Below are 25,465 nucleotides of genomic sequence, written 5' to 3'. Positions count from 1 at the left end.
CTGTGATGCACGAGATGGCTATCACCCAGAGTGTGGTCGATGCCGTGTGTGAGCACGCGGCGGGCCGGACGGTGTACAGCGTCACCATTGCGGTCGGCGCGCTGTGCGCGGTGGTTCCCGATGCGATGCGGTTCTGTTTCGAGCTCGCCACCGAGGACACCGTTGCCGCTGGAGCCCGGCTCGAAATCGAGCTGGTCCCCGGTAGGGCGAACTGCCGATCCTGCGGCGCCGAATTCACACTGGTCGACCTGATCCTGTTGTGCCCCTGTGGAAGTGCCGATCTCGATGTGACCTCCGGGCGGGAACTCAAAATCCGGTCGATGGAAGTGAGCGAAGAATGTGCGCAACCTGCGGATGCGGCAACGATACGGCGGCCGTGATCACCGTCCCGCACGAACACGGGCACGAGCACGCCGCCGGGCACAGCCATGATCACGATCAGCACAGCCACGATCATGACCATGAGCACGGGGCAGATCATGTCCACCTGCCGGTGACCGAGACGATCACCCTGGAACAGAAGATTCTGGCGAAGAACGACATACTCGCCGGTCACAATCGCGCCTGGCTCGAACAGCGAAAGATTGTGGCGTTCAATATGACCAGCTCACCGGGCGCGGGTAAGACCACCCTGCTCGAGCGCACCATCCGTGAGCTCGGCGAGCCGCCGATCGCGGTGATCGAGGGCGATCAGGAGACCCTGCTCGATGCCGAGCGGATCCGGGCCACCGGCTGTCCCGTTGTGCAGATCAATACGGGCGCGGGCTGCCACCTCGACGCCGAGATGATGCGCCGGGCACTCGACACCCTGGAGCCTGCGGACGGCACGCTGCTGTTCATCGAGAATGTCGGAAACCTGGTGTGCCCCGCGCTGTTCGATCTGGGCGAGCGGAGCAAGGTTGTGGTGATCTCGGTGACCGAGGGCACCGACAAACCACTCAAATATCCACACATGTTCGCAGCCGCCGGGCTCGTCATCGTAAACAAGATTGATTTACTTCCGTATGTGGACTTCGACCTGGAGAAATGCCGAGAATACGCGCGTTCGGTGCATCCGGGCGTAGAAATTCTGCCGATGTCGGTGACCACAGGAGAAGGCGTTCCGGCCTGGTATGCGTGGCTCGCGAAGGAGTGCGGGCTGATTGCTTCCGACCGGCCTTGATCACGCTGGGGGCCGAGCCTAGACTCATGTGATCGGGGTCACGTTCAGGTGATGATCTTCACATAGGGAGAGACCATCACCAGCGTGTCCGTGCTCCAGAAGGGTGGCTTCCGTGCCAACTCAGGAAGCAGTCAAAGCCGAAGAAACGCTGATCCATGTCTTGTGGATCAATGCCGGCCTCAGTTGTGACGGTGACTCTGTGGCGCTGACTGCCGCCACTCAGCCGAGCATCGAAGAAATTGCACTCGGGGCGCTTCCGGGTCTGCCGAAAATTGCGGTGCACTGGCCGCTCATCGATTTCGAATGCGGCCCGACCGGCGGCGCCGACGACTTTCTCGAATGGTTCTTCAAAGCCGATCGCGGCGAATTGGAACCCTTCGTCCTGGTGGTCGAGGGCTCGATCCCCAATGAGCAATTGCACGAAGAGGGTTACTGGTGCGGATTCGGAAACGATCCGGCCACCGGGCAGCCCATGACAACCAGTGAATGGCTGGACCGGCTCGCGCCCAAGGCGACCGCCATCGTCGCGGTCGGGACCTGCGCGACCTACGGCGGCATTCACGCCATGGCCGGTAACCCGACGGGCGCCATGGGTGTCCCGGACTACCTGGGCTGGGACTGGAAGAGCAAGGCCGGCATTCCGATCGTCTGCGTGCCCGGCTGCCCGATCCAGCCCGACAACCTCTCCGAGACCCTGACCTATCTGCTGTACATGGCGACCGGTCAGGCCCCGATGATCCCGCTGGACGAGGCGCTGCGGCCGAAGTGGCTGTTCGGCGCCACCGTGCACGAAGGTTGTGACCGGGCGGGCTATTACGAGCAGGGCGAATTCGCCACCGAGTACGGTTCGCCCAAATGCATTGTCAAACTGGGCTGTTGGGGTCCGGTCGTCAAATGCAATGTGCCCAAACGCGGTTGGATCAACGGCGTCGGCGGCTGCCCGAATGTCGGCGGTATCTGCATCGGCTGCACGATGCCCGGATTCCCCGACAAATTCATGCCTTTCATGGACGAGCCGCCCGGCGGCAAACTGTCGTCCACGGCATCCGGGCTCTACGGATCGGTGATCCGCAATTTGCGGCACATCACGGGTCGCACGGTCGACAAAGAGCCGCGCTGGCGGCACAAGGGCGAAAAGCTGGAAACCGGCGCGTCGCGCACCTGGTAGGAGAAGCTCGATGACACAGATCATCCCGGAGCCGTCGCACCGAAAGATCGATCCCGACAGTCTCGTCGAAATGGCGTGGGATCCGATCACCAGAATCGTCGGCAGTTTGGGCATTTACACGAAAATCGATTTCGAGAATCGTGAGGTGGTCGAGTGTCACAGCACCTCCTCCATCTTCCGCGGTTATTCGATCTTCATGCGCGGCAAGGATCCTCGCGACGCGCACTTCATCACCAGCCGCATCTGCGGTATCTGCGGTGACAATCACGCGACGTGCTCGTGCTATTGCCAGAACATGGCATACGGTGTGAAGCCGCCGCATCTGGGCGAATGGATCGTCAATCTCGGCGAGGCCGCCGAGTACATGTTCGACCACAATATCTTCCAGGAGAACCTGGTCGGCGTGGACTTCTGCGAACGGATGGTCGCCGAGACCAATCCCAGCGTGCTGGCCAAGGCCGAGAACACCGACGCACCGCATGCGGGCGAGCACGGCTACCGCAAGATCGCCGACATCATGCGGGCCCTCAACCCGTTCACCGGTGAGTTCTACCGGGAGGCATTGCAGGTCAGCCGGTACACCCGCGAGATGTTCTGCCTGATGGAAGGCAGGCATGTGCATCCCTCGACGCTGTACCCCGGCGGGGTGGGCACGGTCGCGACCATCCAGTTGATGACCGACTACATGTCCCGGCTCATGCGCTACGTCGAGTTCATGAAGAAGGTCGTGCCCATGCACGACGATCTGTTCGACTTCTTCTACGAGGCCCTGCCCGGCTACGACCAGGTGGGCCTGCGCCGTACTCTGCTCGGCTGCTGGGGCTCGTTCCAGGATCCCGAGGTGTGCAATTTCGCCTACAAGGATATGGAGGCCTGGGGCAACAAGATGTTCGTGACTCCGGGCGTCGTGGTGGACGGCAAGCTGGTCACCACCTCCCTGGTCGATATCAACCTCGGCATCCGAATCCTGTTGGGCAGTTCGTATTACGACGACTGGACCGATCAGGAGATGTTCGTGAAGACCGATCCGCTGGGCAATCCGGTGGACCGGCGGCACCCCTGGAACCAGCACACGAATCCGAAACCGCAGAAGCGGGATATGGACGACAAGTACAGCTGGGTCATGTCACCGCGCTGGTACGACGGCCAGGACCATCTCGCGCTCGATACCGGCGGCGGGCCACTGGCCCGGCTGTGGTCGACGGCGCTGGCCGGTCTGGTCGATATCGGCTACGTGAAGTCCACGGGCCACAGCGTGCAGATCAATCTGCCCAAGACCGCGCTCAAGGGCCCGGTCAGCTTCGAATGGCAGATCCCGGTATTCGGCAGTAATACCTTGGAGCGCAATCGAGCTCGCACCTACTTCCAGGCCTATGCCGCGGCGTGCGCACTGCACTTCGCCGAGCAGGCGCTGGTGGAGATCCGGGCCGGCCGCACCAAGACCTGGGAGAAGTTCGAGGTGCCGGACGAGGCCATCGGCTGCGGTTTCACCGAGGCGGTGCGCGGGGTGCTCTCGCACCACATGGTGATCCGGGACGGCAAGATCGCGAACTACCACCCGTACCCGCCGACGCCGTGGAATGCCAACCCGCGCGACAGCTTCGGCACGCCGGGACCGTACGAGGATGCGGTGCAGGGTCAGCCGATCTTCGAGGAGAACGATCGCGAGCACTTCAAGGGCATCGACATCATGCGCACCGTGCGCAGCTTCGATCCCTGTCTGCCCTGCGGTGTGCACATGTATCTCGGCGAGGGCAAAACCTTGGAGAAACTGCACTCCCCGACACAGACACTCACCGCGGAGTGAACAGCACCGGGCGACAGGAGAGATGAAGTGGACGATCGCCCGGGGGATCGAGACGACGGCGCTGTCGACGAGAGCTATTGGCGCACAGCCGGTGAGCGGATAGAGACGCTGCTGGATGCCAGTTCGGCCGGCGGCGCGGTGGCCAGGGAGCGCGCCGAGCAGCTGGTGCGCGAGGTCGCCGATCTGTACGGCGCCGCGCTGGCGCGGGTGCTGCAGCTGGTCGACGCGCACACCGTCGACCGGCTGGCCGGTGACGATCTGGTGGCCAGTCTGCTCCTGGTACACGGAATGCATCCGCATGACGTGCATCGCCGGGTGCAGACGGCCCTGGACAGTGTGCGGCCCTATCTCGGATCGCACGGCGGTGACGTGACTCTGCTCGGTGTCGCGGAAGGTGTGGTGCGGCTGGAACTTTCGGGTAGCTGCCGCACCTGCCCGTCCTCCTCGGTGACACTGGAACTGGCGGTGGAAGATGCTGTCCGCGCCGCAGCGCCGGAGATCGAATCCATCGAAGTGGCTGCGGCACAGCAGGAATCGTCGAGCGGACTGATCGCGGCCGATTCGCTGTTCTCCCGCGTACACGCCGACGGCCACGCCTCGGGCAGCTGGGTCGCCGCACCGGAACTGGCACAGTTGCAGCCGGGTGAGGTGGGCGGTTTCGCGCTGGCCGGTATGACCATCCTGGCCTGCCGTGTCGGTGAGGACCTGTTCGCCTACCGCGATCACTGCCCGTCCTGCGATAAATCGCTAGCGGGCGCGGCACTGCATCGCCGGGTCGGATATCCGGTCGGTGACGCCGTCCTGCGATGTCCCTCGTGCCGTGCGCATTTCGATGCCGTGCACGCCGGCGCGCGAGTCGACGGCGACGGCCACCTCGAACCCCTGCCGGTGCTGGTGCGCGCGGGTGAGTTGTCGGTGGCCGTCCCGGTGGGGGTCGGCGGATGACGACTCCGTTCCGTGTGCTGCAGCGCATCACCGCCAATCGCAAGCCCGTCGTCCCGGCCGGTGAGCGGTGCGAAATGTGCGCGGAGACGATCGCTGACGAGCATCGGCATGTCGTGAATGTCGAAGGCAGACAGCTCATGTGCGTGTGTCGCGCGTGCTATCTGCTATTCATCGACGGGAATGCCACCCTGCGCTATCGGGCCGTCCCGGACCGCTATCTGTCCTTTCCGGATTTCACGATCAGCCAGGGGGAGTGGGACGCCCTCGACATTCCGGTCGGCCTCGCCTTCTTCTTCCACAATTCCGCGCTGGATCGGACCGTCGCGTTCTATCCGGGTCCGGCCGGTGCGACGGAATCCGAACTGCCCCTGGCGGAATGGGGTGCGGTCCGCGAGCGTCATCCGGAGCTCGACGTGCTGGCCGCCGATGTCGAAGCGCTGCTGATCCGGGTACCCGAGCGCGGCACCGCCGAGGCCACCTGCCTGCTGCTGCCCATAGACGCCTGTTACGAATTCGTCGGCCGGATGCGCACGCTGTGGCGTGGTTTCGACGGCGGGCAGGACGTGCACCGCTATCTGGACGACTTCTTCGCCACGGTGTCCGCCCGCGCGCGGCCCGGCGGTGTGCGATGAGCCCCGTCTACTCCACCACCTTCTCGGTCATGGGGATCGAACCGGAACCGTATGCGGTGGCGCCGATCCTGTCCGCCCGCGTCGGTATCGCCGCGCTCGGCGAGGACCCGGTCCACGCCATCGCCCTGCGGGCCCAGGTGCGGATCGAACCGTACCGCCGCTCCTACACCGATGAGGAGAGCAGCGGCCTGGTCGATCTGTTCGGGCCGCGCGAACGCTGGCGTGATACCCAGCGGTCCTTCCTCTGGATGCATTGCGCCACCATGATTCCCGGCTTCAACGGCGGGACCGAGGTGGATCTGCCGATGCCGGTCACCTATGACTTCGAGGTCACCGGATCCAAGTATCTGCATGCGCTGCGTGAGGGCACGGTGCCCTTGATCTTCCTGTTCAGCGGGACCGTATTCTTCAAGGGCACCACCGGTTTCGCGATTCAGCAGATCCCCTGGGATCGCGAGGACAAGTTCGACATGCCGGTCTCGGTCTGGCACGACCTGGTCGCGGCGCATTTCCCCAATGACGGATACGTCCGCTTGACCTCGGAAACCCTCGCCGCCCTGGCCGCCTACAAATCCAGTCACGGTCTGCTCGGATTCGATGACGCGGTGACCAAGCTGCTGGCCCACGCGGCCGAGGCGGCGTCATGAACGCTCCCGGTTCCGCCGCCGTCCGTGCCGTCGCCGACGCGGTCCTGTACGAGGGCTATCTGCTCTACCCCTACCGTTCGACATCGGGAAAGAACCAGTCCCGCTGGCAATTCGGGGTACTCGGCCCCGAAGGCGCGGCGCGGTCCGGGTTCGGCGAGGACGCGGAGATCTCCGCGCAATGCCTCATCGAGGCGGGCGAGGGAGCCTCGATCCAGCTCGCGGTGCGCTTCCTGCACTTGCAGCGCCGAGAGGCGCAGGACCGGGACGGGACACCGACTGCGGAACTGGTCGTCGGCGCGCAGTCCTGGATCACCTGGGACGAAGCCGTCGAAGGTGAGATCGCTTTCGGGCCGATGCCGCCCGATGACATGACATTGCCGTTGTCGGTGCCGGGCGGGACCGAGGTCGAGCAGATCTGCGATGCCGGGGGAGACCCGGCCGGGCGGCTGGTGCGAACGCGTTTTTCCTTGGCGGGGGAGCTTACCCTGGCCGCCGAAAAGGACGGTCCCTACCTGCGATTCACCGTGCGGGTGCGCAATGCCGGTGCGCCTGCGGCCGATAGCCGCGATGCCATCGCCCGCTCATTCATCGGCGCACACGTCATCGCCGAACTCGAAGGCGGACAGTTCATTTCACTGCTCGAACCGGAGCAGGACGCGGCAGCTGCCGCGGAGCGCTGTGTGCATCACCGATGTTTCCCGGTCCTCGCGGGACCGGAGGGTGATCGCAGCACACTGCTGATCTCCCCGATCATCCTCTACGACTACCCGCGGATCGCCGAACAGAGCGAGGGAGCGCTGTTCGACTCCACCGAGATCGACGAGATCCTGACCCTGCGCGTCATGACCATGACCGACGAGGAGAAGGCGCAGGCGCGCGCCACCGATCCCCGTGCGGCACAGATCATCGACCGCTGTGACGCCATGACACCGGAGTCCATGCAGCAGCTGCACGGTGTGCTGCGCGATCCGCATCTCGGCGAGCCCCGCCTGGTGCCGGAGATCCCCGAGGGCGTCGACTGGTGGGATCCGCTCGCCGACACCGCCGTCGCACCAGAGTCGGATGCGGTGTCGGTCAATGGCATTCGCGTCAGCAAGGGCAGCCGCGTGCGCCTGCACCCGTCCCGTCGCGCCGATGCCCAGGACCTGTTCTTCGACGGACAGATCGCCCGGGTCACCACGGTGCACGAGGATGTCGACGGCCAAGCCCACGTCGGCGTGGTCATAGAGGACGACCCCGCCGCCGACCTGCACGAATGGTACGGCCGCTACCTCTATTTCGCACCCGACGAAATCGAACCTGTCAGCAGCCCGGAAAAGTGAAGGGAAGTATCCGCCATGGAAGTAATGGGAGTGATCGCGACCGTTGTGATCGGTGTGGTCGTGGTGGCAGGCCTGTACCTCGGTGTCCGATCGATACCGGATGTACGGCGCTACCTGAAGATTCGCCACATGTGAGATGACGGCCCGGGTGCTGGTCGCCGGTATCGGCAATATCTTTCTCGGCGACGACGGCTTCGGCCCGGAGGTGGTGCGGCGACTGCCGCGGCATCCGGATACCGCTGTGCGCGTGGTCGATTACGGGATTCGCGGTATGCACCTGGCCTACGACCTGCTGGACCCGTGGGCCGCGCTGGTACTGATCGATGCGATACCGAATCACGGCGTGCCGGGCGAGATCAGGATCTTCGCGCCGGAGCCGAATGCCTCCGGCGCCGCGCAGCTCGATGCCCACGCCATGAATCCGGAGGCCGTCTTCGCGAGTGTGCGCGCGCTCGGCGGACAGCTGCCGCGCACCGTTGTGGTCGGCTGCCAGATCGAATCCGTGGACGAGCGCATGGGCCTGTCCGAACCGGTCGAGGCCGCCCTCGACGCCGCCGTCGCCGCGGTGGATCGGGTGCTCGCGGAGCTGCTGACCACCGCAGGGGAGGAGTGAACCATGTGCCTGGGTATTCCGGGACGCGTCGTGGAGATTCTCGACGGGTACCACAACCAGGTCGCCCTGGTGGATGTCTCCGGTGAGAAGCGGAAGGTGAATATCGGTCTGCTGGAAGATGATCCGGCGCAACCGGGTGATTGGGTGATCATTCACATGGGCTTCGTGGTCGAGAAGACCGACGAGGCGGGTGCGGCATCGGCACTGGCCGGACTGCGCCTGCTCGGGAGTGGTGACGAGCCGTCCGGTGGCTTCCCGTCCGGTGACTTCCCATGAGACGCGCGCGTCGGCGGCTGCTGGTCGCGGGTGTGGTGCAGGGTGTCGGATTCCGGCCCTTCGTCTACAGCACCGCGGCCGAATTGGCGCTGTCGGGCAGCGTCTCCAACGACAGTTCCGGCGTGATCATAGAAGTCGAAGGCGCACCGGCGGATCTCGCGGAATTCGCGCGCCGGATGCGTGAGCGGCCACCACCGCTCGCCGTCGTGGAATCGGTGCGCGAGAGCGATATCCCCGTGCGTGGCGGCACGGGCTTCCACATTGCCGGCACCTCCCGCACCGGCGGCGGGCGCACCCTCGCCTCACCCGATGTCGCGATGTGCGCCGATTGCGCCCGGGAACTCGCCGATCCGGGCAACCGCCGCTACCGGCACCCGTTCATCAACTGCACCAACTGCGGTCCGCGCTTCACGATCATCGCGGATCTGCCCTATGACCGTGACCGGACCTCCATGGCGGACTTCGCCATGTGCGAGTGCTGCGCCCGCGAGTACGCCGACCCTGCGGACCGGCGTTTCCACGCTCAGCCGATCGCCTGCCCCGAGTGCGGGCCGACCTTGACGTTCGATGCCCGGTCCGCCGGAGGGCTGTCACCGGGATCGAAAAGCCCTGTGGAGGAACGCAATACCGGCAGTATCGCGTTCTCGCGAGCCTGGCGAAGTGTCGAGGCGAATGTGCTCGCGCAGGCTGTGCGACACCCCGAAGACGATGTGCTCACGCAGACCCCGCGGAATGCCGGCGAGTTCGCGCTCGCGCAGGCACGAGAACTGTTGCGCGCGAGCGGAATCCTCGCCGTCAAAGGTATCGGCGGATACCACCTGGCCTGCGATGCCGCCGACGAGGCCGCCGTGGCGCAGCTGCGCCGCCGGAAACGCCGCGGCGACAAGCCATTTGCCGTCATGGTCCCGGACCTGGCCACCGCCCGCACGATCGCCGAGGTCGACGAGACGAGTGCCGCCCTGCTGACCGGCCCGCAGCGCCCGATCGTGCTGCTGGCTCGCAAGGCCGGTGCGCTGGCCGACTCGCTCGCGCCGGGCAATCCGGATCTGGGCATCATGATCGCGTACACCCCGCTGCACGTACTGCTCTTCGGCGGCCCCGGTGATCGCCCCGGCCCGCAGGTGCTGGTGATGACCTCGGGCAATCTCGGCGGTGAACCGATCTGCTACGACGATGCCGGCGCCCGCGAGCGCCTGGCCGAGCTGGCCGACGGCTGGCTGTCGCACAACCGCCGCATTCTCGTCCCCTGTGACGATTCGGTGGTCCGCGTGGTGGACGGTATCGAGCTGCCGATCCGGCGCTCGCGCGGATACGCGCCGCTGCCGCTGGCACTTCCGGTCCCGGTGCCGCCCACCCTGGCGATCGGCGGCGACCTCAAGAACACCTGCGCGGTCGCGGACGGCCGCTATGCCTGGCTGAGCCAGCACATCGGCGATATGGACGATCTGGCCACCCTGCGCGCCTTCGAGGAGGCGGAGCGGCATCTGGAGGTGCTCACCGGAGTACGGCCGATTCAGCTGGCCGCCGATGCGCATCCGCTGTATCGGTCTACCGCATGGGCGCGCCAGCACGCGGGCGAGCGGCCCGTGCGCAATGTCCAGCATCACCACGCCCATATCGCCTCTGTCATGGGTGAGCACGGCCTCGGCGAATCGGCGACAGTGGTCGGGCTCGCCTTCGACGGCACGGGTTTCGGCCCGGACGGCGCGGTGTGGGGCGGTGAGGTACTGCTGGCGGGCTACAAGGGATACCGGCGGCTGGCACATCTGAAATACGTTCCGCTGGCCGGTGGTGATGCCAGTGTGCAGCGGCCCTACCGCATGGCGCTCGCTCATCTGCGGGCGGCCGGAATCGAGTGGTCGGACGATATCAGCGCGGTGGCGGCCTGTCCGGCAGACGAAAGACGAGTGCTGGCACATCAATTCGAGACCGGGCTCGGGTGCGTGCCGACCTCGAGCATGGGCCGGCTGTTCGACGCGGTGTCATCGCTCGCCGGTGTGCGGCACATCGCCGACTACGAAGCGCAGGCGGCGATCGAGCTCGAAGGCATCTCGCGCGGTATCGATCCGGCAGCCGGCACCTCCGGGACGGCGTATCGGTTCGGAATCGACCGGGAGGCGGACCCCGTCGTCATCGATCCGGCACCGGTGATCGCCGCAGTCGTCCGCGATGCGACCGGAGGTGTCGCACCCGCGGTGATCGGCGCGCGCTTTCACGATGCCGTCGCCCGGCTGGTCCTGGAACTGGCGAACGCCTTCGCCGGCGAATCGACCACCGTGGCCCTGTCCGGCGGCGTCTTCCAGAACGCCCTACTGCTTTCGCAGTCACGAACTGTGCTGCGGGAAAACGGATTCCATGTCCTGAGTCATCGACGGCTGCCGCCGAACGATGGTGGTCTCGCATTCGGGCAGATTCTTGCCTCGGGCGCGGGCTGAGTGAAAGGAGAGCCGACAATGTGCCTGGCAGTCCCAGGGAAGGTGCTCAGCCTCCAGGAGCGTGACGGCACGCTGATGTCCGTCGTCGACTTCGGGGGCGTGCACAAGGATGTGTGCCTGCAATACATTCCGGACGCCGCCATCGGTGACTACGTGGTGGTGCACGTCGGCTTCGCCATTCAGCGGCTCGACGAGGTGTCCGCACTGCGCACACTGGCCGAATTCGAGCATCTCGGGGTGCTGAAGGAGGAATTCGGCGATGGTTTCGCACTGGCCGCCAAACAGGCCGGTCTCGCAGACCCCACCAGCGCGGGAGCCGAATCCGCACCGCCACAATCTGATACAGAGGTGCCGTCATGAAGTATCTCGACGAGTTCAGCAATCCTGAGCTGGCCAAGAACCTGCTCGACAAGATCCGCGCCGTCACCACCCGGCGCTGGGCGATCATGGAGGTGTGTGGTGGACAGACCCATTCGATCATCCGCCACGGCATCGATCAGCTGCTGCCCGATCAGATCGAAATGATCCACGGACCGGGCTGCCCGGTCTGCGTGACCCCGCTCGAGGTGATCGACAAGGCGCTCGAGATCGCCGCGCAACCAGGGGTGATCTTCTGTTCCTTCGGCGACATGCTGCGGGTGCCGGGCAGTAAGAAGGACCTGTTCCACGTCAAGAGCGAGGGCGGCGACGTCCGGGTGGTTTACTCGCCGCTGGACGCGCTGAATATCGCCAGGGAGAATCCGGACCGCCAAGTGGTGTTTTTCGGCATCGGATTCGAGACCACCGCGCCCGCCAATGCGATGACCGTCTATCAGGCGAAAAGGCTTGGCATCGAGAACTTCTCGCTGCTGGTCTCGCATGTGCTGGTACCACCCGCCATTGCCGCCATCATGGAATCGCCGAGCTGCCGCGTGCAGGGGTTTCTCGCGGCCGGACATGTGTGCAGCGTGATGGGCACCGAGGAGTATCCGCCGCTGGCCGAGAAGTATCGGGTGCCGATGGTGGTCACCGGTTTCGAACCGCTCGACATTCTGGAAGGTATCCGCCGCACCGTCCTCCAACTGGAGGAGGGCAGGCATGAGCTGGAGAACGCGTATCCGCGCGCGGTGACCCTGGAGGGCAATCCCGCCGCGAAGGCGATGCTCACCGATGTCTTCGAAGTCACCGACCGGGCCTGGCGCGGAATCGGCGTCATTCCGCTGAGCGGGTGGCGGCTCTCGGAGCGCTACCGCGATTACGATGCGGAACAACGCTTTTCGGTGGGCGATATGCACACTGCGGAATCCTCGATCTGCCGCTCCGGCGAGGTATTGCAGGGCCTGATCAAACCGCACGAATGCGCCGCGTTCGGCAAGGAGTGCACGCCGCGAAATCCGCTGGGCGCCACCATGGTGTCGTCGGAGGGCGCCTGCGCGGCCTACTACCTGTATCGGCGCCTGGATCTGCCCGCGGAGGTGGCTCATGCCTGACGATATCGGAATGCCGACCGCCGCTCCGGCGATCGATATGGAGAACTGGGTGTGCCCGATGCCGCTGCGGGACTCACCGAATATCGTGATGGGGCACGGCGGCGGGGGCGCCATGTCGGGGGAGTTGATCGAGCATCTGTTCCTGCCCGCCTTCGGCTCGGCTGCCGAGGCGGGGATGGGCGATTCGGCGGTCATCACCCTGGGAGGCGCGCGGCTGGCGTTCTCGACGGACTCGTTTGTGGTGAAGCCGTTGATATTTCCCGGTGGGTCGATCGGTGATCTCGCGGTGAACGGCACGGTCAACGATCTGGCCATGTCGGGCGCGCGGCCGATGGTGCTGTCCACCGCGTTCATTCTCGAAGAGGGAACGGCGCTCGCCGATATCGCGCATATCGCGAAGGCGCTGGGCACCGCGGCCTTGGCGGCCGGGGTCAAGCTTGTCACCGGCGATACCAAGGTGGTCGATTCCGGGCACGGTGACGGCATTTTCATCAATACCGCCGGTATCGGCATTGTCGACGACGGCGTGGATATCCGCCCGCAGCGGGCCACCGCGGGTGATGTGGTGATCGTCAGCGGCGATATCGGTGTCCACGGCGTCGCGGTGATGAGCTGCCGGTCGGGGCTGGAATTCGGGACCACGGTGGTCAGCGATACCGCACCGCTCAATGGCCTGGTCGCGGCCATGCTCGCCACCGGCGCTGACGTGCACGTGCTGCGAGATCCCACCCGAGGCGGGGTGGCCGCGACGCTCAATGAGATCGCCGGGGTCGCGAAGGTCGGTGTCGCCCTGGATGAAAGGAAGCTGCCGGTACCTCCCGAAGTACGCGATGCCTGCGGGCTGCTCGGGCTGGATCCGATGTATGTCGCCAACGAGGGCAAGCTGATCGCCTTTGTCGCACCGGAGGACGCGGATCGGGTCCTGGCCGCCATGCGGGAGCATCCGCTGGGTACCCGGTCCGAAGCCATCGGGGTCTGTGTGAGCGAACATCCGGGCATGGTGGTGGCTCGCACGGCGTTGGGAGGTACCCGGGTGGTTGCCCTGCCCGCCGGCGAACAGCTGCCACGGATCTGCTGAAAGGCGATGGTATGACCGGGCTCTCGGGAACCGAGATATTCGCCCGGTACGCCTACGCCCCCAACCGGCTCGGCTATTGCGGGCCGCCCGAGGCCAACGCCCTGCGCGACGGTGCACCGGAGCAGGTGCGCGCGGCGGCCCGGCGGTTCTCGGGCGCCTGGCCATATCTGCGGGTCATGTCCAGGATGACCGGGATCGCCGACCCACTCGATCCACGCCTCGTCGAATCATATTGGCTCGGTGGCGGTCTGGGCGCACGGCTCGATGCCGAGGAGTTCACCGCCGAACTGCTTTCGCTGATCGGGCCGCTCGCCGGCCAGTACTGGGCGCATCTGACCGCCGACCTGGCGGGGGAGGCGGCCGCCAATCACTGCTTCCACGTATTCGGCGTCTACCCGTGGTCCCGGTTTCTGGGAAAGGGCATGGACGGACATCCGCTCCATGTCCTCGACAGCTGCCGTATCGGCTGGGGAACCGTTGTCGAGCGCTCCGGCGACGATATCTCGATCACCGGTCCCCGGTTGGTCTGGGACGACCACGTACTGCGCCTGTCGGAACCCTCGGAGCAGCACGTCGTAACCGACGGTTTCGGCTCGGAGGCGACGATCGGCGACCAGGTCGCGGTGCACTGGGGCAGGCTCTGCGGCCGCCTCGACTCCGCGCAGGTGCGCGACCTGCAAACGAGTACCGAACATCAGTTGCTGGCCACCAACCGCCGCCTGGCCGGTGGCACCTAGTTCTCTGGGTGCGCGACACCCTGGCCAGTTCCGGCGTGGCTATCATCGCCAGCATGGGATCCCGTGACAATGAGCTCGGTGAGTTCCTTCGGGCCTGCCGCGCGCGGATCGAACCCGCCGAGGCCGGGCTGCCCGGCGGTGGGTCGGGCCGTCGGGTCGCGGGGCTGCGCAGGGAGGAAGTGGCGGTGCTGGCCGGAGTCAGCGCCGATTACTACGCACGGCTGGAACAGGGGCGTGAGAGGAATCCTTCCGCGCAGGTCATCGATGCGATTGGGCGTGCGCTGAAACTCACCGCCGACGCTCGCGGTCATCTGTATCGGCTGGCAGGGTTGAATCCCCGTGTGTTGCCCGAGAGTTCGCGGGACCGGGTGCACCCGTCGCTGCTGCAACTGCTCGATGCGTTCCCCCGCGCCGGCGCGTATGTGCTGGGACCGGCGTTCGACGTGCTGGCGGCCAATTCGATCGCCGAGGCCTTGCTGGCGCCGTTCGGTGCCGAGCGGAATATGCCGCGCATCCTGTTCACACATCCGGAGGCCAGGACCGTTTTCGCCGAGTGGCCCGTGGTGGCCGCCGCCACGGTGCATGCGTTGCGCCTGAATGCCGGGCACTACCCGGCGGATCGGGATATCAGCGGTCTTGTCGCCGAGCTCACCGAGAGGTCCCCGGAGTTTCGTACGCTGTGGGCCGATCAGAAGGTCGGGGGTCTCGATCGGGCGTTCAAGGTCTTCGTCCATCCCGATGCCGGGCGAATCGAACTGACCTATCAGACCTTCGATGTGCGCGATGCGCCCGGCCAGCAGTTACTCGTGGGCACCCCGGAGCCCGGAAGTCGCAGCGAGGAAGCGCTCACCTATCTCGCTGACATGTCTGCTCCGGCCTGAGCTCGTCCTGGCAGTGATACCTCGAGAAACCAGCACACAGGAGTGTCGGACGTCATGCCCTTCGCTGATGAACTCATCAATGACCGCACCGCGCGCGATCTGCTCGGCGCGATCGAAAAGGCCGCGCCCACAGCTGAATTGACCGCTTTGCGAGCCGCGCCTGGCAAGCTTGGCCCCCTCGCGCTGCGACCGTGCGCCGATCTGCTCCGCATGCGCTCCTGGCGGATGTGCCCGGCACGTACGCCGAACTCGCCGGTGTCGTGCGCACCGCCGCCAACGGTTCGGAGCCATTCGGGGGGTGGCTGATCTGGCCGGTCACCAGCGCGATCGCGGCTCGGGCCGTGGAGGAGGACAGCAACACCGCGTTCGATGACGCGATGGCCGATACCGCGCGCCTGGTGCGCCACGCTCTGCGCACCCTGATCAAAGCCAGCCACCCGGCGGCACTGGAGTTGCTCGGATTCGCCCATGCCGCAGTCGAAATCGACGGTCCGCTACTGGACCGGAGGACCGTTGCGCCCGGCGGCAGCATCCGCTTCACCGCCACCATCCGCAATACCGGCACCGAAGCGGCGCGACTGTCCATCGACTACGTCATCCACCACCGCAAGGCGAACGGCGGCCAGACCGGCAAAACCTTCAAACTCGCCACCTGCACCCTCGCCCCCGGTGAAGTGCACACTATCGACCGCGAGCACTCGTTCCGCCCGATCAGCACCCGCCGCTACTATCCCGGCGGCCGCGCAATCGAATTTCGTATCAACGGTATTGCCTCCGACCGCATCACCTTCGACCTCGAAGCGGAACCCGCCTGACCGGACGCGAGACGCTCAGCGCTCGTTGTTCCACATCCGGAACACCGAACAGCGGCGCTTCTCACCGAAGGTCACCGTCCACAGATTCGCGAACGTCCCGAGCTTGCGATAAACACCCGTCCCCTCGATAGCAGCCGTATCCCCATTGACCGCGAGCACCGACCACTCGAATTCCCACCCGCCCTGCTGCCATGCCTCCCGCCCCAACCATCCGTCCACGATGGCCGCACGACCGATCCACGAAGTCTCATAAGGCCATTCGTGATACTCGGCCTCCTCGGTGAACAGCCCGGCGATATCCTCCGGATCGGCCGTCTTCCACGCCCGCACATACCGCTCGACCCACGCATCCACTTGCTTCTCGGTAACGGCGACCACGATTCCCCTTAGCTCTACGGCACTTTCGACCCATCCTCGGCCGATCCATGGACTCGGAGAAGGCTGCGGTGTTCCTGGGTGCCCGGCTCCCAGGACCGCGCTCGGCGGTTGTAGCACCAGCGAGAAGTGTGCACATAGAAATATATGCATCTATTCATGAAATACAGGCGAGTCGCCACCAGAACCAAACGAAACGCTCAGGAGCTGCGCAAGGCTCTCGGCACCGACAGCTATCAGGCTGCGCGCGAATTGCGGCTGGTCTGATCGCGCCGGCCGGGCCCTGCGTCAATAGCACGCTCATCGAACAGCTTTCACCGCTGTTGGTGAGAACGTCACTACAGTGAACCGGACGACATCATCCGATTGTCCAGGCTCTCTAGGAGCCGCCATGACCGATGAACCGACTCCGGATTCGTTCGCGCTCGAGCGGGCTACCCGCTCGACAATGAGTGGCAGCGAACTGAAGGTGGGTGCATGATCGGCACGCCTCGGACCAAGCACATCACCGCCAATCTCGCGATCGAGGTGGACGAGGCTGCGGGTACGGCTGGGTGCCGGAGTTACTTCACGGTCCTGCAGGCGTTGCCTGAATTGACCTTGCAGCCCATCGCTAGTGGCCGCTATCACGACAGCTTCGCTTGGCGTGACGGGCGGTGGCGGTTTGTCGAGCGCCGGGTGGGAAGTAGCGCAGGCCGTCCATCAGGAGGTCCAGTAGGCGGCGGGCCAGGTCGCGCTGGTCGAGTTCGCCTGCGATGAGGGTGATTCCGCCCAGGCTCATCAGGACGTCGGTCGGGTCGATGTCCGATCGGATCGTTTTGTCGGCGGTGCCGGCGGTCAGGAGTTCCGCCAGGGCGCCGGTGAGTAGTGCGCGGGTGTGCATGATGTCGGCTTCCGAGACGAGCAGGGTGCGCAGGGCGTCTGCCATGGCGTTCTTGGTGGCCATGAAGTCGATGAAATGGTCCATCCAGATTCGGAGTGCTTGGGGTGCGGGCACATTCGACAGTAGGTCGAGAGCGGAGTCGCAGAGGCGGGTGACCTCGTTGCGGTAGGTGGCCTCGACCAGGGTCTCGCGGGTGGGGAAGCGGCGGTAGAGCGTGCCGATGCCGACGCCCGCGTCCTTGGCGATCGCTTTGAGTGAGGCCTGAGTGCCCTCGCGGGCGAAGGCCTGCGCGGCCGCTTCGAGGACGCGGTCGTGATTGAGCTGCGCGTCGGCGCGCAGGGGCCGGGATCCTGCGGGGGGCATTTTTCGAAGTCTCCTGACTGTTGATAAACGGAGCCGGGTCCGCTTATGCCGGGTAAGCGGACCCGGCTCCGGTTATCAGTGTAGAGCGTCGTCAGGAAGAAGTAGTGTGATGAGTATCAGTCGGGTCACCACGCCCTTCGGTTCGCAATCAACCGCATCGGAAGTCATTGCGGGCCTGGACCTTACGGGGGCGCGGCCACCTCGGTGCTGCTGGCCACCTCACCTCTCCTCGAAGGGGTGAGCGGTCGCTACTTCGAGGACTGCAATGAGGCCGAACCGCATCAGCCCGGCATTCGCCGCGGTGTGGCCCCTTACGCGCTCGACCGCGGTGATGCCGAACGGCTGTGGCAGGTCTCGCTCGACATGCTTGCCGGACGATAGCGGTCCAGCGGATTCAATCAACGATTGAATTACTGATTGGCACGTGTTTCACTTCTCGGCAGGGTTCAGAAGGTCGTCCCGGATCCGTGGCGGCCGACCACACCGATCGAGGAGACACCATGAGTGGCCGACTGTCCGGTCGTGTCGCGCTGATCAGCGGCGCGGCCTCGGGAATGGGCGCATCACACGCCCGCGCCTTCATCGCCGAGGGCGCCGCCGTCATGATCGGCGATATCACCGATGAGCCGGGTGCGCGGCTGGCCGAGGAACTCGGCGAGCGGGCCGCCTTCATCCATCTGGACGTCACTCGCTCCGAGGACTGGACGGCGGCGGTGGCCGAAACCGTCCGGCGCTTCGGCAAACTCGATGTTCTGGTCAACAACGCCGGGATCTTCGATGGTGGCCCGCTCGGCGAGTACACCGAAAAGCAATGGCAGACAGTCATTGCCGTCAATCTGACCGGGCCGTTTCTCGGCCTCACCGCTGCCCGCGACGCATTGGTCGCGGCGCGCCCCGCCGCCGTCGTGAACATCTCCTCCGCCGCCGGAATCCAGGGCGTCGCCGGTGTGCACGCCTACACCGCATCCAAATTCGGCGTCCGCGGCCTGACCAAGTCGGCGGCCCTGGAACTGGCTCCCCACGGTGTCCGCGTCAACTCGGTCCACCCGGGCGGCATCCTCACCCCGATGCTCGGCGCGACCGGCGAGGTCACCGTCGATCGTGCTTCGAATCCGCTTGCCAGACTGGGAGTTCCCGAAGAGGTGACCCCGCTCGTGGTCTTCCTGGCCAGCGAGGAATCAAGCTACTGCAATGGTGCGGAGTACATCGTCGACGGCGGCATGACCGCCGGTCGCGCCTAACCGCACCAGGGTGCGGCCGACCCGTCGAGGACCGGGAGTGGACCCTTGTTGCACTGGCCCGAACCGGTCTGAAAAGACTTGATCAGGTTCGCCGATCCGGTCGGCGACGGGTCGAACGATCCGGTGCCGCCGGCACCGGCCACCGAATCGGCGGTTTGCGCCGCAGGCGTGAGCGCCAGCGGCGCGGCGGCGGCCATCGCGGCAGGGGCGAGCAGTCCGGCGAATACGCTCGCGGCGGCCACCGCGGTACGGATGGGGGTGATCATCAGTGGAGTCTCCTTGGAATGCAGTGTTGTTCGCCCCCGAAAACTAGACGCTGGACCTTCCACGTTGCGAGACGCTGAAACCAGCGGCACCAGAACCTCCGGCGAGGCAACCACCGTCACCCGCGCGGAATAGGGCGCGGGTGACGGTGGTTGCGGGCGGTATGGAGATCAGTGAATTTCCCGGATACGAATGGGTCGACTCGGCGGATGTGCCGGTGCGGGAGGTGTTTCCGGGTATCCGGGCGCGGCCGCTGTGGACCGGCGTGAATGGCGCCAAGGCGCATGTGCTGGAGATGGATCCCGGTACCCGCTGGCAGGGGATCGACCTGCACGAGCCGGGGCCGGAGGAGGTGTTCGTCGTTTCCGGTGTCTTCAATGATGGGTTCCGCGATTACCCGGCCGGATCCTTCATTCATGCTCCGGCCGGTTCGTCGCATATCCCGCAATCCGCCACCGGCTGTACGTTGTTCGTGTTCTACCCGGAGGGGTGAGTCACGACAGTTCGGTTGCCGCCTCGTCGATGAGGTCGGTCACCGGGCCGGGCTGAGAAGCCAGGGAGGCGTGGCCGGGCGTCCAGTTCGATGACCTTGCGGCGGGTTCATCCGCTTGGCCATGCGACGTTCGTTGTCGGGGTTGATCATTCGATCGGCGGCCGAGACCTGGTACCAGGTCGGCTTCGCCTTCCAGGCGGGCGCGGTGACATGGTCGCCGAAGGTGGTTGCCAGGGGAGCCTTCTGCGTGACGGCCATGACCAGTGCTTCTTCGGTCGAGAGGTCCTGGCAGAAGCTCTCGTGGAATTTGTCCTGCTTGACCCCGATGGATCACAGCTAAGGTTTGCTGTCGCTTTGCGCGCCCCGTCAGCGCGGCGCCCGATGCTCCTGATCCGCCCGGACGAGCGGCGGCTCGGGCGCGATATGCGGAGCCGTCGAGGCCCCGACCCGGCGTTGCTGCGAGTAGCGGCGGCGCTCGGCCTCCGTCATACCGCCCCAGATGCCGAAGCGCTGGTCATGTGCCAGTGCGTAGTCCAGGCACTGCTTACGCACCTCGCAGCCCTCGCATATGCGTTTGCCTGTTCGGCCGGAGCCTCCCACCTCGGGAAAGAATGCGTCCGGATCGGTTTGCGCGCACAGTGCTTGTTCCCGCCAGCTCTGGGGGCCGGGCTCGTCCAGATTGAACAGTGATCGCGCAATAATCGGTTGCTGCTTCATCTCAACGCCTTCGGTCAACGTGTCGTGTGTCGTCAGAGCCTTTGAAATTGGTGCTGCCTCCAGGTCGGTCCCCCCGGAACATCTGCGGCAACTCCGAAAAGCGCTGTTGCCAAGTGCAATGAGCCGCATGATGCGACGAACATACATTGATAGTTACCATTCAGCAATCGCTAGCTTTTCTGGAGCGCGATCAGCGGAGCCGGGGTCCGGGGTGGGCCTGCCGCTCGATACCGCCCTGCGCGGAATCGCCCAGCCGCTGCTGGACCGCATCGATGCCGCCTACCTGGAGATCCGATTCGACAATCCGTAGTCTTGCCGTACTACCTCCACCGTCTGGCGATGCTCATTGCTGTCGACCCGCTTCAACTACCTGGTTCGGCGGCGCGTCCGGCTATTGGCGTTAGAGTGGCCGCAATTGGCCTTACGCGGTATTGAACCAGTGCTCGCATAACACCTCCCTGTGGAAGGTTTGTTCGAGATGGCATTGTTCGGCAGTCGTGTGGAGACGTCGCGAATCGACCAGTTGCTCGAATCGGCGCGCGCGGGAAGCGGTTCCGCTGCTGTGGTCCGGGGTGATTCGGGTACCGGTAAAACCGCACTGCTCGGGTACGCGGCGCGGCAGGCCGACGATTTCAAGGTTATGCGGTGCCGGGGCGGGCACGGCGATCCGGACGTCTCGGGCCTGCACGAATTGGTCGGGCAGGTGGCGGAGTACCCCTCGCCCGAACAGCCTCGCGGCAACCGCCGGTCCGCATGAATGGATCGACCCCGGCCACGCGGTGGCCGGGGTCGTATCGGTTATTCGATTCGGTTATTCGATACCGAGCGTGACTTCGGTCGACTTGATCAGAACCTTGACGGGAGTCCCGTCGGCCAGCCCGAGATCGTCAACGGCATCCCGGGTAATCGACGAGGTGATCTCATCGCCACCATTGAGCCGGATCTTCACGACAGCCATTGCCTCGCCGCGCGTGATCGAGGTGACGGTGCCGTCGAGTTGATTGCGGGTGCTCAGTCGCATGCCGGCGAGTGTAGGCAGCGCGGTGTCCGATCGGTGGGATGCGGAGCGTGCGAAGGGTGTTGCCGGACAGTTGCTTGTTTAGATCTGCGTGACTCTAATGCTCGTCGCGGCCCGGCTCTAGCACACCGCGCGCTGGAACTGGTCGCTGGGTGATGTCGCCATCTGGGACAACCACGCCACCCAGCACTACACCGTCGACGATTACGACGGCGCCGACACCGCCGGCTGACCCTCATCACGCTGGCCGGTGAGATTCCCGTCGGCATCGACGGCGGCCCGAGCACGGTCATCGCCGATAGCGTCGAGTCCTATTCGATCGTCTGCGGGGAGCGGCATAACCCCGCACTCCGCCCGGATGCCCCGCGCGCCTTTGCAGAGCCGAGCGCACCCCAGCGAATAGGCTTTTACGGCTCGCGCAGACAAGTACCGACCGGACTCGGCTGACGATGGGAATCCCCGTGGACTTATGGAGCTATATCCGAGGGCGGGAAGGATTTCTGGCGTTCCTCACGTATCAGCATGCGTCCCTGGCATTTCAGACGGTGCTGGTCGGGACCGTGGTCGCGGTCCTCATTGCCGTGGCGGTCTACCGGCTCCCACTGCTGTCGGCACTGACGCTGACATCGAGCCGGGTCGCGCTGACCATTCCCTCGCTCGCCCTGCTGGCGCTCCTGCTGGTTCCGTTCGGACTGGGTGTGGTTCCGTCGTTTGTCATGCTGGCGTTCTTCGCCGCGCTGCCGGTCATCGGTAATGCGATCGTGGGATTGCGCTCGGTTCCGGCCTCGGTCATCGAATCCGCGCAGGGCATCGGCTTTTCGCGCTGGCGCATTCTGCTGACCGTCGAATTGCCGATTGCCTGGCCGGTGATTCTCACCGGCATTCGGGTCTCCACACAGATGATCGTCGGCGTCGCGGCCATCGTCGCGTATGTCCTCGGACCGGGCCTCGGATCCCTGATTTTCAATGGCCTGTCCCGGCTCGGCGGTGCGAATGCCCTCGAAATGGCGCTCACGGGAACCCTTCTCATCGTCTTCATCGCGCTGGTATTCGACGCGCTCCTCGTCCTGCTCGGCCGCCTCACCATCGCAAAGGGACTGTCATGACCGATGCTGTGACCAGCCGGACCGCTCCGGGCACGCCGGAGCGCAATGTGACCGGTGCGTCCATCAAGCTGGACTCCGTCGTCAAGCGCTACCGGGGCCAGGACAAGCCCGCGGTCGAGAGCCTGGATCTCGAGATCGAGGCCGGGCAGATCGTCGCGTTTGTCGGACCGTCCGGGTGCGGTAAGACAACCACGCTGAAGATGATCAATCGCTTGATCGAGCCGACCGAGGGCCGGATCTTCATCGACGGCCGCGATGTCACCAGGGAGGATCCGGACAAGCTGCGTCAATCGATCGGCTATGTCATCCAATCCGGTGGCCTGTTCCCGCACTGGTCGGTCGCCAAGAACATCGGCGCCATTCCGCGGGTGCTCGGCTGGGACAAGAAGCGGATTGCCGAGCGCACCGAATATCTGCTCGATCTGGTGGGTCTGGACCCCGGCACCTTCGCCGATCGGCTGCCGAAGGATATGTCCGGCGGACAGCAGCAGCGAGTCGGCGTGGCCCGCGCCCTCGCGGCCGATCCGCCGGTCCTGCTCATGGACGAGCCGTTCGGCGCCGTCGATCCGATCACGCGGGTTCGATTGCAGGACAGCCTGATTGCGATCCAGCACGAACTCGGCAAGACCGTCGTGATCGTTACGCACGATTTCGAGGAGGCCACCAAGCTCGGCGATAAGGTCCTCATCCTGTCCGAGGGCGGTCACATCGAGCAGTATGCGGCGCCGGAGGAGATTCTCACCGATCCGGCCACACCGTTCGTGGAGGAGTTTGTCGGATCCGGTGCGAAGCTGGCGTATCTCACCGTGTCCCGGGTGCGAGATGTCGATTGTGATGCCGTGACCACCGCGCGCATCGGCGAGCCGTCCCAGAGCGTGATCGCCCGCGCGAAGGCCGCCGGGCACACCTGGGTCGTGGTCGTCGACTCGGCCGGGCGGCCGCGGTCATGGCCGTCGCTCACCGAGGTCGCGAGCAAACCCGAAGTGTCGGACTACCTCGATCGCCGATTGCCGGTGGTCGCACGGTCTTCGACCCTCAATGACGCACTCGATGCCATGCTCGCCGCCAGCCAGGGCGCCACGCTGGTCACCGACGGTCGTGGCGCGGTGGTCGGCTCGCTCAATATCGGGTCGGTGACGGAGGTCATCCAGACCAAACTCGCCGAAGGGCATGCCGCCGAGGAGGACCTGTCGTACGCGACCTATGTCGACGGCACCGATCCCGCGCCCACCCCGGTGATCGCGGCCGCCGACGAACCGGGAGCCGATGAACTCGGATCGGACGAGCAGTCGTGAACCGCCTGCGCCGCACCCCGATCGACGTGTGGTTCGAGCCGATCATCATTCTTGTCATCGGCATCGGCTACTTCCTCTGGTATCGGTCGACGACCTTCACACCGACGGAGCAGGCCTCGCTCGGATGGGCCAACCTGCAGCACACCATCTTCGAGCACATCAAGCTGACCGTGGTGGCCACGCTGATCGTGGTGGTCATCGCGATTCCGCTGGGCATAGCGCTGACTCGGCCCGCATTGACGAGGCTCGAACCCATTGCCGTCAATGTCGCCAATATCGGCCAGGCGGCGCCCGCGGTCGGGCTGCTCGTCCTGTTCACCTTCTGGCTCGGCACCGGATTCCGCACGGCGGTCATCGGTTTGGTCATCTACGCGATCCTGCCGATTCTGCAGAACACCATTGTCGGGCTGCGGCAGGTGGATCAGCGCACGATCGAGGCGTCGCGCGGTATCGGCTTCTCGGCCGCCCGGACGCTGTTCCAGGTCGAATTGCCGCTGGCGGTGCCGGTGATCCTGAACGGTGTGCGCACCGCCCTGGTGATTCTGGTCGGCACCGCGACGCTGAGCACCTTCATCGGCGCGACGAGTCTGGGCACGCTGATCACCACGGGCGTCACGCTGTTCCTGCCCAGGCTGCTCGTCTCCGGCGCGATCCTGGTCGGGCTGCTGGCCCTGATCATCGACTGGCTCGGCAGAATCGTCGAATTGGCCGCGACCCCACGGGGTATCGCATGAGGTCGCCACGAGCCCGGCTGCTCACCGTGGTGTCGGTGCTCGCCGTGACGATGCTCGCGGGGTGCGGTCTGGTGAGCTCCTCGGGAACGTTCCACCATGCGCGGCTGCCGGGCGGTGCCCAGCCGCTGGACGGTGCGAAGCTGGTCGTCACCTCGAAGAGCTTCACCGAGGGCGTACTGCTGGGCAAGATCACCGCCACCTACCTGTCCGCGGCGGGCGCGGACGTGAAGGATCTGACCGGTGCGCCCGGTTCGGCATCGTCGCGGCAGGCTCAGCTCAATGGCGACGCCGATATTCTCTGGGAGTACACCGGCACCGGGTGGGTCAATTACCACAATGAGACCGAGACGATCGCGGACCCGAAGGAACTCTGGCAGCGGGTCCACGATATCGAGAAGAAGGACCACGATCTGGAGTGGCTGCCGCCCTCCAATTTCAATGACACGTACGCCTTCGCGGCCTCGACACCGACCGCCACCCGCTTGAGGGTGAAGTCGCTCTCCGATGTGGCGGCGCTTCCGGTTCCGGAGCGGACCTTCTGCGTCGATGACGAATTCTTCAGTCGCTCGGACGGTTTCATTCCGATGCTGAAGAAGTACGGGATCCCCTACAACGATCCGAACGGCGTTCCGGCCGGCAATGTCACGCGCATGGACGCCGGGGTCATCTACCCGGCGACGGCCAAGAGCGCCCCGTGCAATTTCGGGATGGTCTACACCACCGACGGCCGGGTCAAGAATCTGGATTTGACCGTCCTCGGCGATGACAAGAAGTTCTTCCTGCCCTACAGCGGTACGGCGGTGGTGCGCGGAGCCGTCATCGACCGCTACCCGCAGCTGCGAACGCTGCTCGGCACGATCTCCGAGCGCCTCACCGATCAGCTCATGCAGGAACTCAACGGTCGTGTCGATATCGACGGGCAGGACCCCTCCGACGTCGCCTACGACTGGCTGAAGAGCGAAAAGCTGGTCGAGTAAACAGGATTCGCG

General features: G+C 65.3%; 30 protein-coding genes and 4 pseudogenes. 28 read left to right on the top strand and 6 right to left on the bottom strand.

Translation table 11 applies throughout. The features are described 5' to 3' along the window. The first annotated feature begins 5 nt into the window (after positions 1-5). From OG716_RS15010 to OG716_RS14925, 18 genes are all read left to right on the top strand, one after another. A complete protein-coding gene (locus OG716_RS15010) occupies positions 6-380 on the top strand; it encodes a hydrogenase maturation nickel metallochaperone HypA (RefSeq protein ID WP_405138232.1) in 375 nt (124 codons plus the stop codon). Beyond that, complete coding sequence (gene hypB, locus OG716_RS15005) at positions 338-1,162, top strand: hydrogenase nickel incorporation protein HypB (protein ID WP_405138231.1); 825 nt, start codon at positions 338-340, stop codon at positions 1,160-1,162. The genes OG716_RS15010 and hypB overlap by 43 nt, the downstream gene beginning before the upstream one ends. A gap of 112 nt (positions 1,163-1,274) precedes the next feature. Next, complete coding sequence (locus OG716_RS15000) at positions 1,275-2,330, top strand: hydrogenase expression protein HypE (RefSeq protein WP_327146000.1); 1,056 nt, start codon at positions 1,275-1,277, stop codon at positions 2,328-2,330. Between the two features lie 10 nt (positions 2,331-2,340). Next, on the top strand, positions 2,341-4,137 hold the full coding sequence (locus OG716_RS14995) for a nickel-dependent hydrogenase large subunit (RefSeq protein ID WP_355127549.1): 1,797 nt from the start codon (positions 2,341-2,343) through the stop codon (positions 4,135-4,137). A 27-nt stretch (positions 4,138-4,164) separates the two neighbouring features. After that, positions 4,165-5,082, top strand: a complete 918-nt coding sequence (locus OG716_RS14990) for a NifU family protein (protein ID WP_405138230.1) — start codon at positions 4,165-4,167, stop codon at positions 5,080-5,082. After that, positions 5,079-5,714 (top strand): DUF5947 family protein, encoded by a 636-nt coding sequence (locus OG716_RS14985; protein ID WP_405138229.1) that lies wholly within the window; start codon positions 5,079-5,081, stop codon positions 5,712-5,714. Before OG716_RS14990 ends, OG716_RS14985 begins: the two co-directional genes overlap by 4 nt. Continuing rightward, positions 5,711-6,361, top strand: coding sequence for a DUF6084 family protein (locus tag OG716_RS14980; RefSeq protein WP_405138228.1), 651 nt, complete (start codon positions 5,711-5,713; stop codon positions 6,359-6,361). Before OG716_RS14985 ends, OG716_RS14980 begins: the two co-directional genes overlap by 4 nt. After that, a complete protein-coding gene (locus tag OG716_RS14975) occupies positions 6,358-7,683 on the top strand; it encodes a hypothetical protein (RefSeq protein WP_405138227.1) in 1,326 nt (441 codons plus the stop codon). The genes OG716_RS14980 and OG716_RS14975 overlap by 4 nt, the downstream gene beginning before the upstream one ends. Positions 7,684-7,698: 15 nt before the next feature. Further along, positions 7,699-7,818: a DUF6893 family small protein gene (locus tag OG716_RS14970; protein ID WP_405138226.1), complete on the top strand. Its 120-nt coding sequence runs from the start codon at positions 7,699-7,701 to the stop codon at positions 7,816-7,818. Position 7,819: 1 nt separating this feature from the next. Continuing rightward, a complete protein-coding gene (locus tag OG716_RS14965; RefSeq protein ID WP_405138225.1) occupies positions 7,820-8,296 on the top strand; it encodes a hydrogenase maturation protease in 477 nt (158 codons plus the stop codon). 3 nt (positions 8,297-8,299) lie between these two features. Next, positions 8,300-8,572, top strand: coding sequence for a HypC/HybG/HupF family hydrogenase formation chaperone (locus tag OG716_RS14960; RefSeq protein WP_405138224.1), 273 nt, complete (start codon positions 8,300-8,302; stop codon positions 8,570-8,572). After that, positions 8,569-11,007, top strand: a complete 2,439-nt coding sequence (hypF, locus tag OG716_RS14955) for a carbamoyltransferase HypF (RefSeq protein WP_405138223.1) — start codon at positions 8,569-8,571, stop codon at positions 11,005-11,007. The genes OG716_RS14960 and hypF overlap by 4 nt, the downstream gene beginning before the upstream one ends. 18 nt (positions 11,008-11,025) lie before the next feature. Beyond that, positions 11,026-11,367, top strand: coding sequence for a HypC/HybG/HupF family hydrogenase formation chaperone (locus OG716_RS14950; protein ID WP_327146009.1), 342 nt, complete (start codon positions 11,026-11,028; stop codon positions 11,365-11,367). Further along, positions 11,364-12,476, top strand: coding sequence for a hydrogenase formation protein HypD (gene hypD, locus OG716_RS14945; protein WP_405138222.1), 1,113 nt, complete (start codon positions 11,364-11,366; stop codon positions 12,474-12,476). Before OG716_RS14950 ends, hypD begins: the two co-directional genes overlap by 4 nt. Further along, entirely contained in the window at positions 12,469-13,554 is a 1,086-nt protein-coding gene (gene hypE / locus OG716_RS14940) for a hydrogenase expression/formation protein HypE (RefSeq protein ID WP_405138221.1), read from the top strand. Before hypD ends, hypE begins: the two co-directional genes overlap by 8 nt. A gap of 11 nt (positions 13,555-13,565) precedes the next feature. Next, positions 13,566-14,291 carry a DUF6390 family protein gene (locus OG716_RS14935; protein ID WP_405138220.1) on the top strand — a complete coding sequence of 242 codons (726 nt, stop codon included), beginning with the start codon at positions 13,566-13,568 and terminating at the stop codon, positions 14,289-14,291. A 53-nt stretch (positions 14,292-14,344) separates the two neighbouring features. Continuing rightward, positions 14,345-15,172, top strand: coding sequence for a helix-turn-helix transcriptional regulator (locus OG716_RS14930; RefSeq protein ID WP_405138219.1), 828 nt, complete (start codon positions 14,345-14,347; stop codon positions 15,170-15,172). A 191-nt stretch (positions 15,173-15,363) separates the two neighbouring features. Continuing rightward, complete coding sequence (locus tag OG716_RS14925; protein WP_405138218.1) at positions 15,364-15,987, top strand: hypothetical protein; 624 nt, start codon at positions 15,364-15,366, stop codon at positions 15,985-15,987. Positions 15,988-16,002: 15 nt separating this feature from the next. Here the strand turns inward: OG716_RS14925 and OG716_RS14920 are convergent, their stop codons facing one another. Beyond that, positions 16,003-16,341 carry a nuclear transport factor 2 family protein gene (locus tag OG716_RS14920; protein ID WP_405138217.1) on the bottom strand — a complete coding sequence of 113 codons (339 nt, stop codon included), beginning with the start codon at positions 16,339-16,341 and terminating at the stop codon, positions 16,003-16,005. A 498-nt stretch (positions 16,342-16,839) separates the two neighbouring features. On the opposite strand from OG716_RS14920, the pseudogene OG716_RS14915 reads away from it, so the two are divergent. Continuing rightward, positions 16,840-16,980 (top strand): annotated as a pseudogene (locus OG716_RS14915) (nuclear transport factor 2 family protein); the annotation flags it as partial. Here the strand turns inward: OG716_RS14915 and OG716_RS14910 are convergent. Beyond that, complete coding sequence (locus OG716_RS14910; protein WP_405138216.1) at positions 16,976-17,608, bottom strand: TetR/AcrR family transcriptional regulator; 633 nt, start codon at positions 17,606-17,608, stop codon at positions 16,976-16,978. The pseudogene OG716_RS14915 and the gene OG716_RS14910 overlap by 5 nt on opposite strands. A 237-nt stretch (positions 17,609-17,845) precedes the next feature. Between OG716_RS14910 and OG716_RS14905 the strand changes: the two genes are divergently transcribed. Together OG716_RS14905 and OG716_RS14900 are read left to right on the top strand one after the other, a co-directional pair. Beyond that, a complete protein-coding gene (locus tag OG716_RS14905; RefSeq protein ID WP_405138215.1) occupies positions 17,846-17,989 on the top strand; it encodes a hypothetical protein in 144 nt (47 codons plus the stop codon). Positions 17,990-18,108: 119 nt separating this feature from the next. Next, positions 18,109-18,849 (top strand): glucose 1-dehydrogenase, encoded by a 741-nt coding sequence (locus OG716_RS14900; RefSeq protein WP_405138214.1) that lies wholly within the window; start codon positions 18,109-18,111, stop codon positions 18,847-18,849. Here the strand turns inward: OG716_RS14900 and OG716_RS14895 are convergent. Then, on the bottom strand, positions 18,846-19,115 hold the full coding sequence (locus OG716_RS14895; RefSeq protein ID WP_405138213.1) for a hypothetical protein: 270 nt from the start codon (positions 19,113-19,115) through the stop codon (positions 18,846-18,848). The genes OG716_RS14900 and OG716_RS14895 overlap by 4 nt on opposite strands. A gap of 161 nt (positions 19,116-19,276) precedes the next feature. Here OG716_RS14895 and OG716_RS14890 point away from each other — a divergent pair, with 161 nt between their 5' ends. Next, positions 19,277-19,606, top strand: coding sequence for a cupin domain-containing protein (locus tag OG716_RS14890; protein ID WP_355127703.1), 330 nt, complete (start codon positions 19,277-19,279; stop codon positions 19,604-19,606). 1 nt (position 19,607) lies between these two features. On the opposite strand, the pseudogene OG716_RS14885 reads toward OG716_RS14890, so the two are convergent. Both OG716_RS14885 and OG716_RS14880 read right to left on the bottom strand, forming a co-directional pair. Beyond that, positions 19,608-19,927: pseudogene (locus OG716_RS14885) on the bottom strand (alpha/beta hydrolase); the annotation flags it as partial. A gap of 144 nt (positions 19,928-20,071) precedes the next feature. Beyond that, positions 20,072-20,452 (bottom strand): annotated as a pseudogene (locus OG716_RS14880) (WhiB family transcriptional regulator); the annotation flags it as partial. A 349-nt stretch (positions 20,453-20,801) separates the two neighbouring features. Between OG716_RS14880 and OG716_RS14875 the strand changes: the two are divergent. Continuing rightward, positions 20,802-21,080 carry an ATP-binding protein gene (locus tag OG716_RS14875; protein WP_405138212.1) on the top strand — a complete coding sequence of 93 codons (279 nt, stop codon included), beginning with the start codon at positions 20,802-20,804 and terminating at the stop codon, positions 21,078-21,080. Positions 21,081-21,134: 54 nt separating this feature from the next. Here the strand turns inward: OG716_RS14875 and OG716_RS14870 are convergent, their stop codons facing one another. Next, positions 21,135-21,344 carry a molybdopterin-binding protein gene (locus OG716_RS14870; RefSeq protein WP_297614961.1) on the bottom strand — a complete coding sequence of 70 codons (210 nt, stop codon included), beginning with the start codon at positions 21,342-21,344 and terminating at the stop codon, positions 21,135-21,137. Between the two features lie 121 nt (positions 21,345-21,465). On the opposite strand from OG716_RS14870, the pseudogene OG716_RS14865 reads away from it, so the two are divergent. From OG716_RS14865 to OG716_RS14845, 5 genes and pseudogenes are all read left to right on the top strand, one after another. After that, positions 21,466-21,788, top strand: a pseudogene (locus tag OG716_RS14865) (TauD/TfdA family dioxygenase); the annotation flags it as partial. A gap of 2 nt (positions 21,789-21,790) precedes the next feature. After that, positions 21,791-22,447: an ABC transporter permease gene (locus OG716_RS14860; RefSeq protein ID WP_327146030.1), complete on the top strand. Its 657-nt coding sequence runs from the start codon at positions 21,791-21,793 to the stop codon at positions 22,445-22,447. Continuing rightward, positions 22,444-23,742, top strand: coding sequence for an ATP-binding cassette domain-containing protein (locus OG716_RS14855; RefSeq protein ID WP_405138211.1), 1,299 nt, complete (start codon positions 22,444-22,446; stop codon positions 23,740-23,742). The genes OG716_RS14860 and OG716_RS14855 overlap by 4 nt, the downstream gene beginning before the upstream one ends. Beyond that, the gene (locus tag OG716_RS14850) at positions 23,739-24,476 is read left to right on the top strand and encodes an ABC transporter permease (RefSeq protein WP_327146032.1); all 738 of its coding nucleotides are present in this window, start codon (positions 23,739-23,741) and stop codon (positions 24,474-24,476) included. The genes OG716_RS14855 and OG716_RS14850 overlap by 4 nt, the downstream gene beginning before the upstream one ends. After that, positions 24,473-25,453 carry a glycine betaine ABC transporter substrate-binding protein gene (locus OG716_RS14845; RefSeq protein ID WP_405138210.1) on the top strand — a complete coding sequence of 327 codons (981 nt, stop codon included), beginning with the start codon at positions 24,473-24,475 and terminating at the stop codon, positions 25,451-25,453. Before OG716_RS14850 ends, OG716_RS14845 begins: the two co-directional genes overlap by 4 nt. The last annotated feature ends 12 nt before the right edge of the window (positions 25,454-25,465 follow it).

This window comes from Nocardia sp. NBC_01388, from assembly GCF_045040085.1.
GTDB lineage: Bacteria > Actinomycetota > Actinomycetes > Mycobacteriales > Mycobacteriaceae > Nocardia.
The sequence above is the reverse complement of the archived record's forward strand: the minus strand, read 5'-3'. Positions and strand labels throughout refer to the sequence as shown.

Excerpts from the sequence above, each read along its gene's own strand:
- OG716_RS14860 (WP_327146030.1), top strand. The coding sequence starts at position 21,791 with ATGGGAATCCCCGTGGACTTATGGAGCTATATCCGAGGGCGGGAAGGA.
- OG716_RS14980 (WP_405138228.1), top strand. The coding sequence starts at position 5,711 with ATGAGCCCCGTCTACTCCACCACCTTCTCGGTCATGGGGATCGAACCG.
- OG716_RS14910 (WP_405138216.1), bottom strand. The coding sequence starts at position 17,608 with ATGCCCCCCGCAGGATCCCGGCCCCTGCGCGCCGACGCGCAGCTCAAT.
- hypD (WP_405138222.1), top strand. The coding sequence starts at position 11,364 with ATGAAGTATCTCGACGAGTTCAGCAATCCTGAGCTGGCCAAGAACCTG.
- OG716_RS14870 (WP_297614961.1), bottom strand. The coding sequence starts at position 21,344 with ATGCGACTGAGCACCCGCAATCAACTCGACGGCACCGTCACCTCGATC.
- OG716_RS14975 (WP_405138227.1), top strand. The coding sequence starts at position 6,358 with ATGAACGCTCCCGGTTCCGCCGCCGTCCGTGCCGTCGCCGACGCGGTC.
- OG716_RS14855 (WP_405138211.1), top strand. The coding sequence starts at position 22,444 with ATGACCGATGCTGTGACCAGCCGGACCGCTCCGGGCACGCCGGAGCGC.
- OG716_RS14995 (WP_355127549.1), top strand. The coding sequence starts at position 2,341 with ATGACACAGATCATCCCGGAGCCGTCGCACCGAAAGATCGATCCCGAC.
- OG716_RS14845 (WP_405138210.1), top strand. The coding sequence starts at position 24,473 with ATGAGGTCGCCACGAGCCCGGCTGCTCACCGTGGTGTCGGTGCTCGCC.
- OG716_RS14960 (WP_405138224.1), top strand. The coding sequence starts at position 8,300 with ATGTGCCTGGGTATTCCGGGACGCGTCGTGGAGATTCTCGACGGGTAC.
- OG716_RS14875 (WP_405138212.1), top strand. The coding sequence starts at position 20,802 with ATGGCATTGTTCGGCAGTCGTGTGGAGACGTCGCGAATCGACCAGTTG.
- OG716_RS14950 (WP_327146009.1), top strand. The coding sequence starts at position 11,026 with ATGTGCCTGGCAGTCCCAGGGAAGGTGCTCAGCCTCCAGGAGCGTGAC.
- OG716_RS15010 (WP_405138232.1), top strand. The coding sequence starts at position 6 with ATGCACGAGATGGCTATCACCCAGAGTGTGGTCGATGCCGTGTGTGAG.
- OG716_RS14895 (WP_405138213.1), bottom strand. The coding sequence starts at position 19,115 with ATGATCACCCCCATCCGTACCGCGGTGGCCGCCGCGAGCGTATTCGCC.
- OG716_RS14965 (WP_405138225.1), top strand. The coding sequence starts at position 7,820 with ATGACGGCCCGGGTGCTGGTCGCCGGTATCGGCAATATCTTTCTCGGC.
- hypB (WP_405138231.1), top strand. The coding sequence starts at position 338 with ATGTGCGCAACCTGCGGATGCGGCAACGATACGGCGGCCGTGATCACC.
- OG716_RS14890 (WP_355127703.1), top strand. The coding sequence starts at position 19,277 with ATGGAGATCAGTGAATTTCCCGGATACGAATGGGTCGACTCGGCGGAT.
- OG716_RS14935 (WP_405138220.1), top strand. The coding sequence starts at position 13,566 with ATGACCGGGCTCTCGGGAACCGAGATATTCGCCCGGTACGCCTACGCC.
- OG716_RS14930 (WP_405138219.1), top strand. The coding sequence starts at position 14,345 with ATGGGATCCCGTGACAATGAGCTCGGTGAGTTCCTTCGGGCCTGCCGC.
- OG716_RS14900 (WP_405138214.1), top strand. The coding sequence starts at position 18,109 with ATGAGTGGCCGACTGTCCGGTCGTGTCGCGCTGATCAGCGGCGCGGCC.
- hypF (WP_405138223.1), top strand. The coding sequence starts at position 8,569 with ATGAGACGCGCGCGTCGGCGGCTGCTGGTCGCGGGTGTGGTGCAGGGT.
- OG716_RS14970 (WP_405138226.1), top strand. The coding sequence starts at position 7,699 with ATGGAAGTAATGGGAGTGATCGCGACCGTTGTGATCGGTGTGGTCGTG.
- OG716_RS14985 (WP_405138229.1), top strand. The coding sequence starts at position 5,079 with ATGACGACTCCGTTCCGTGTGCTGCAGCGCATCACCGCCAATCGCAAG.
- hypE (WP_405138221.1), top strand. The coding sequence starts at position 12,469 with ATGCCTGACGATATCGGAATGCCGACCGCCGCTCCGGCGATCGATATG.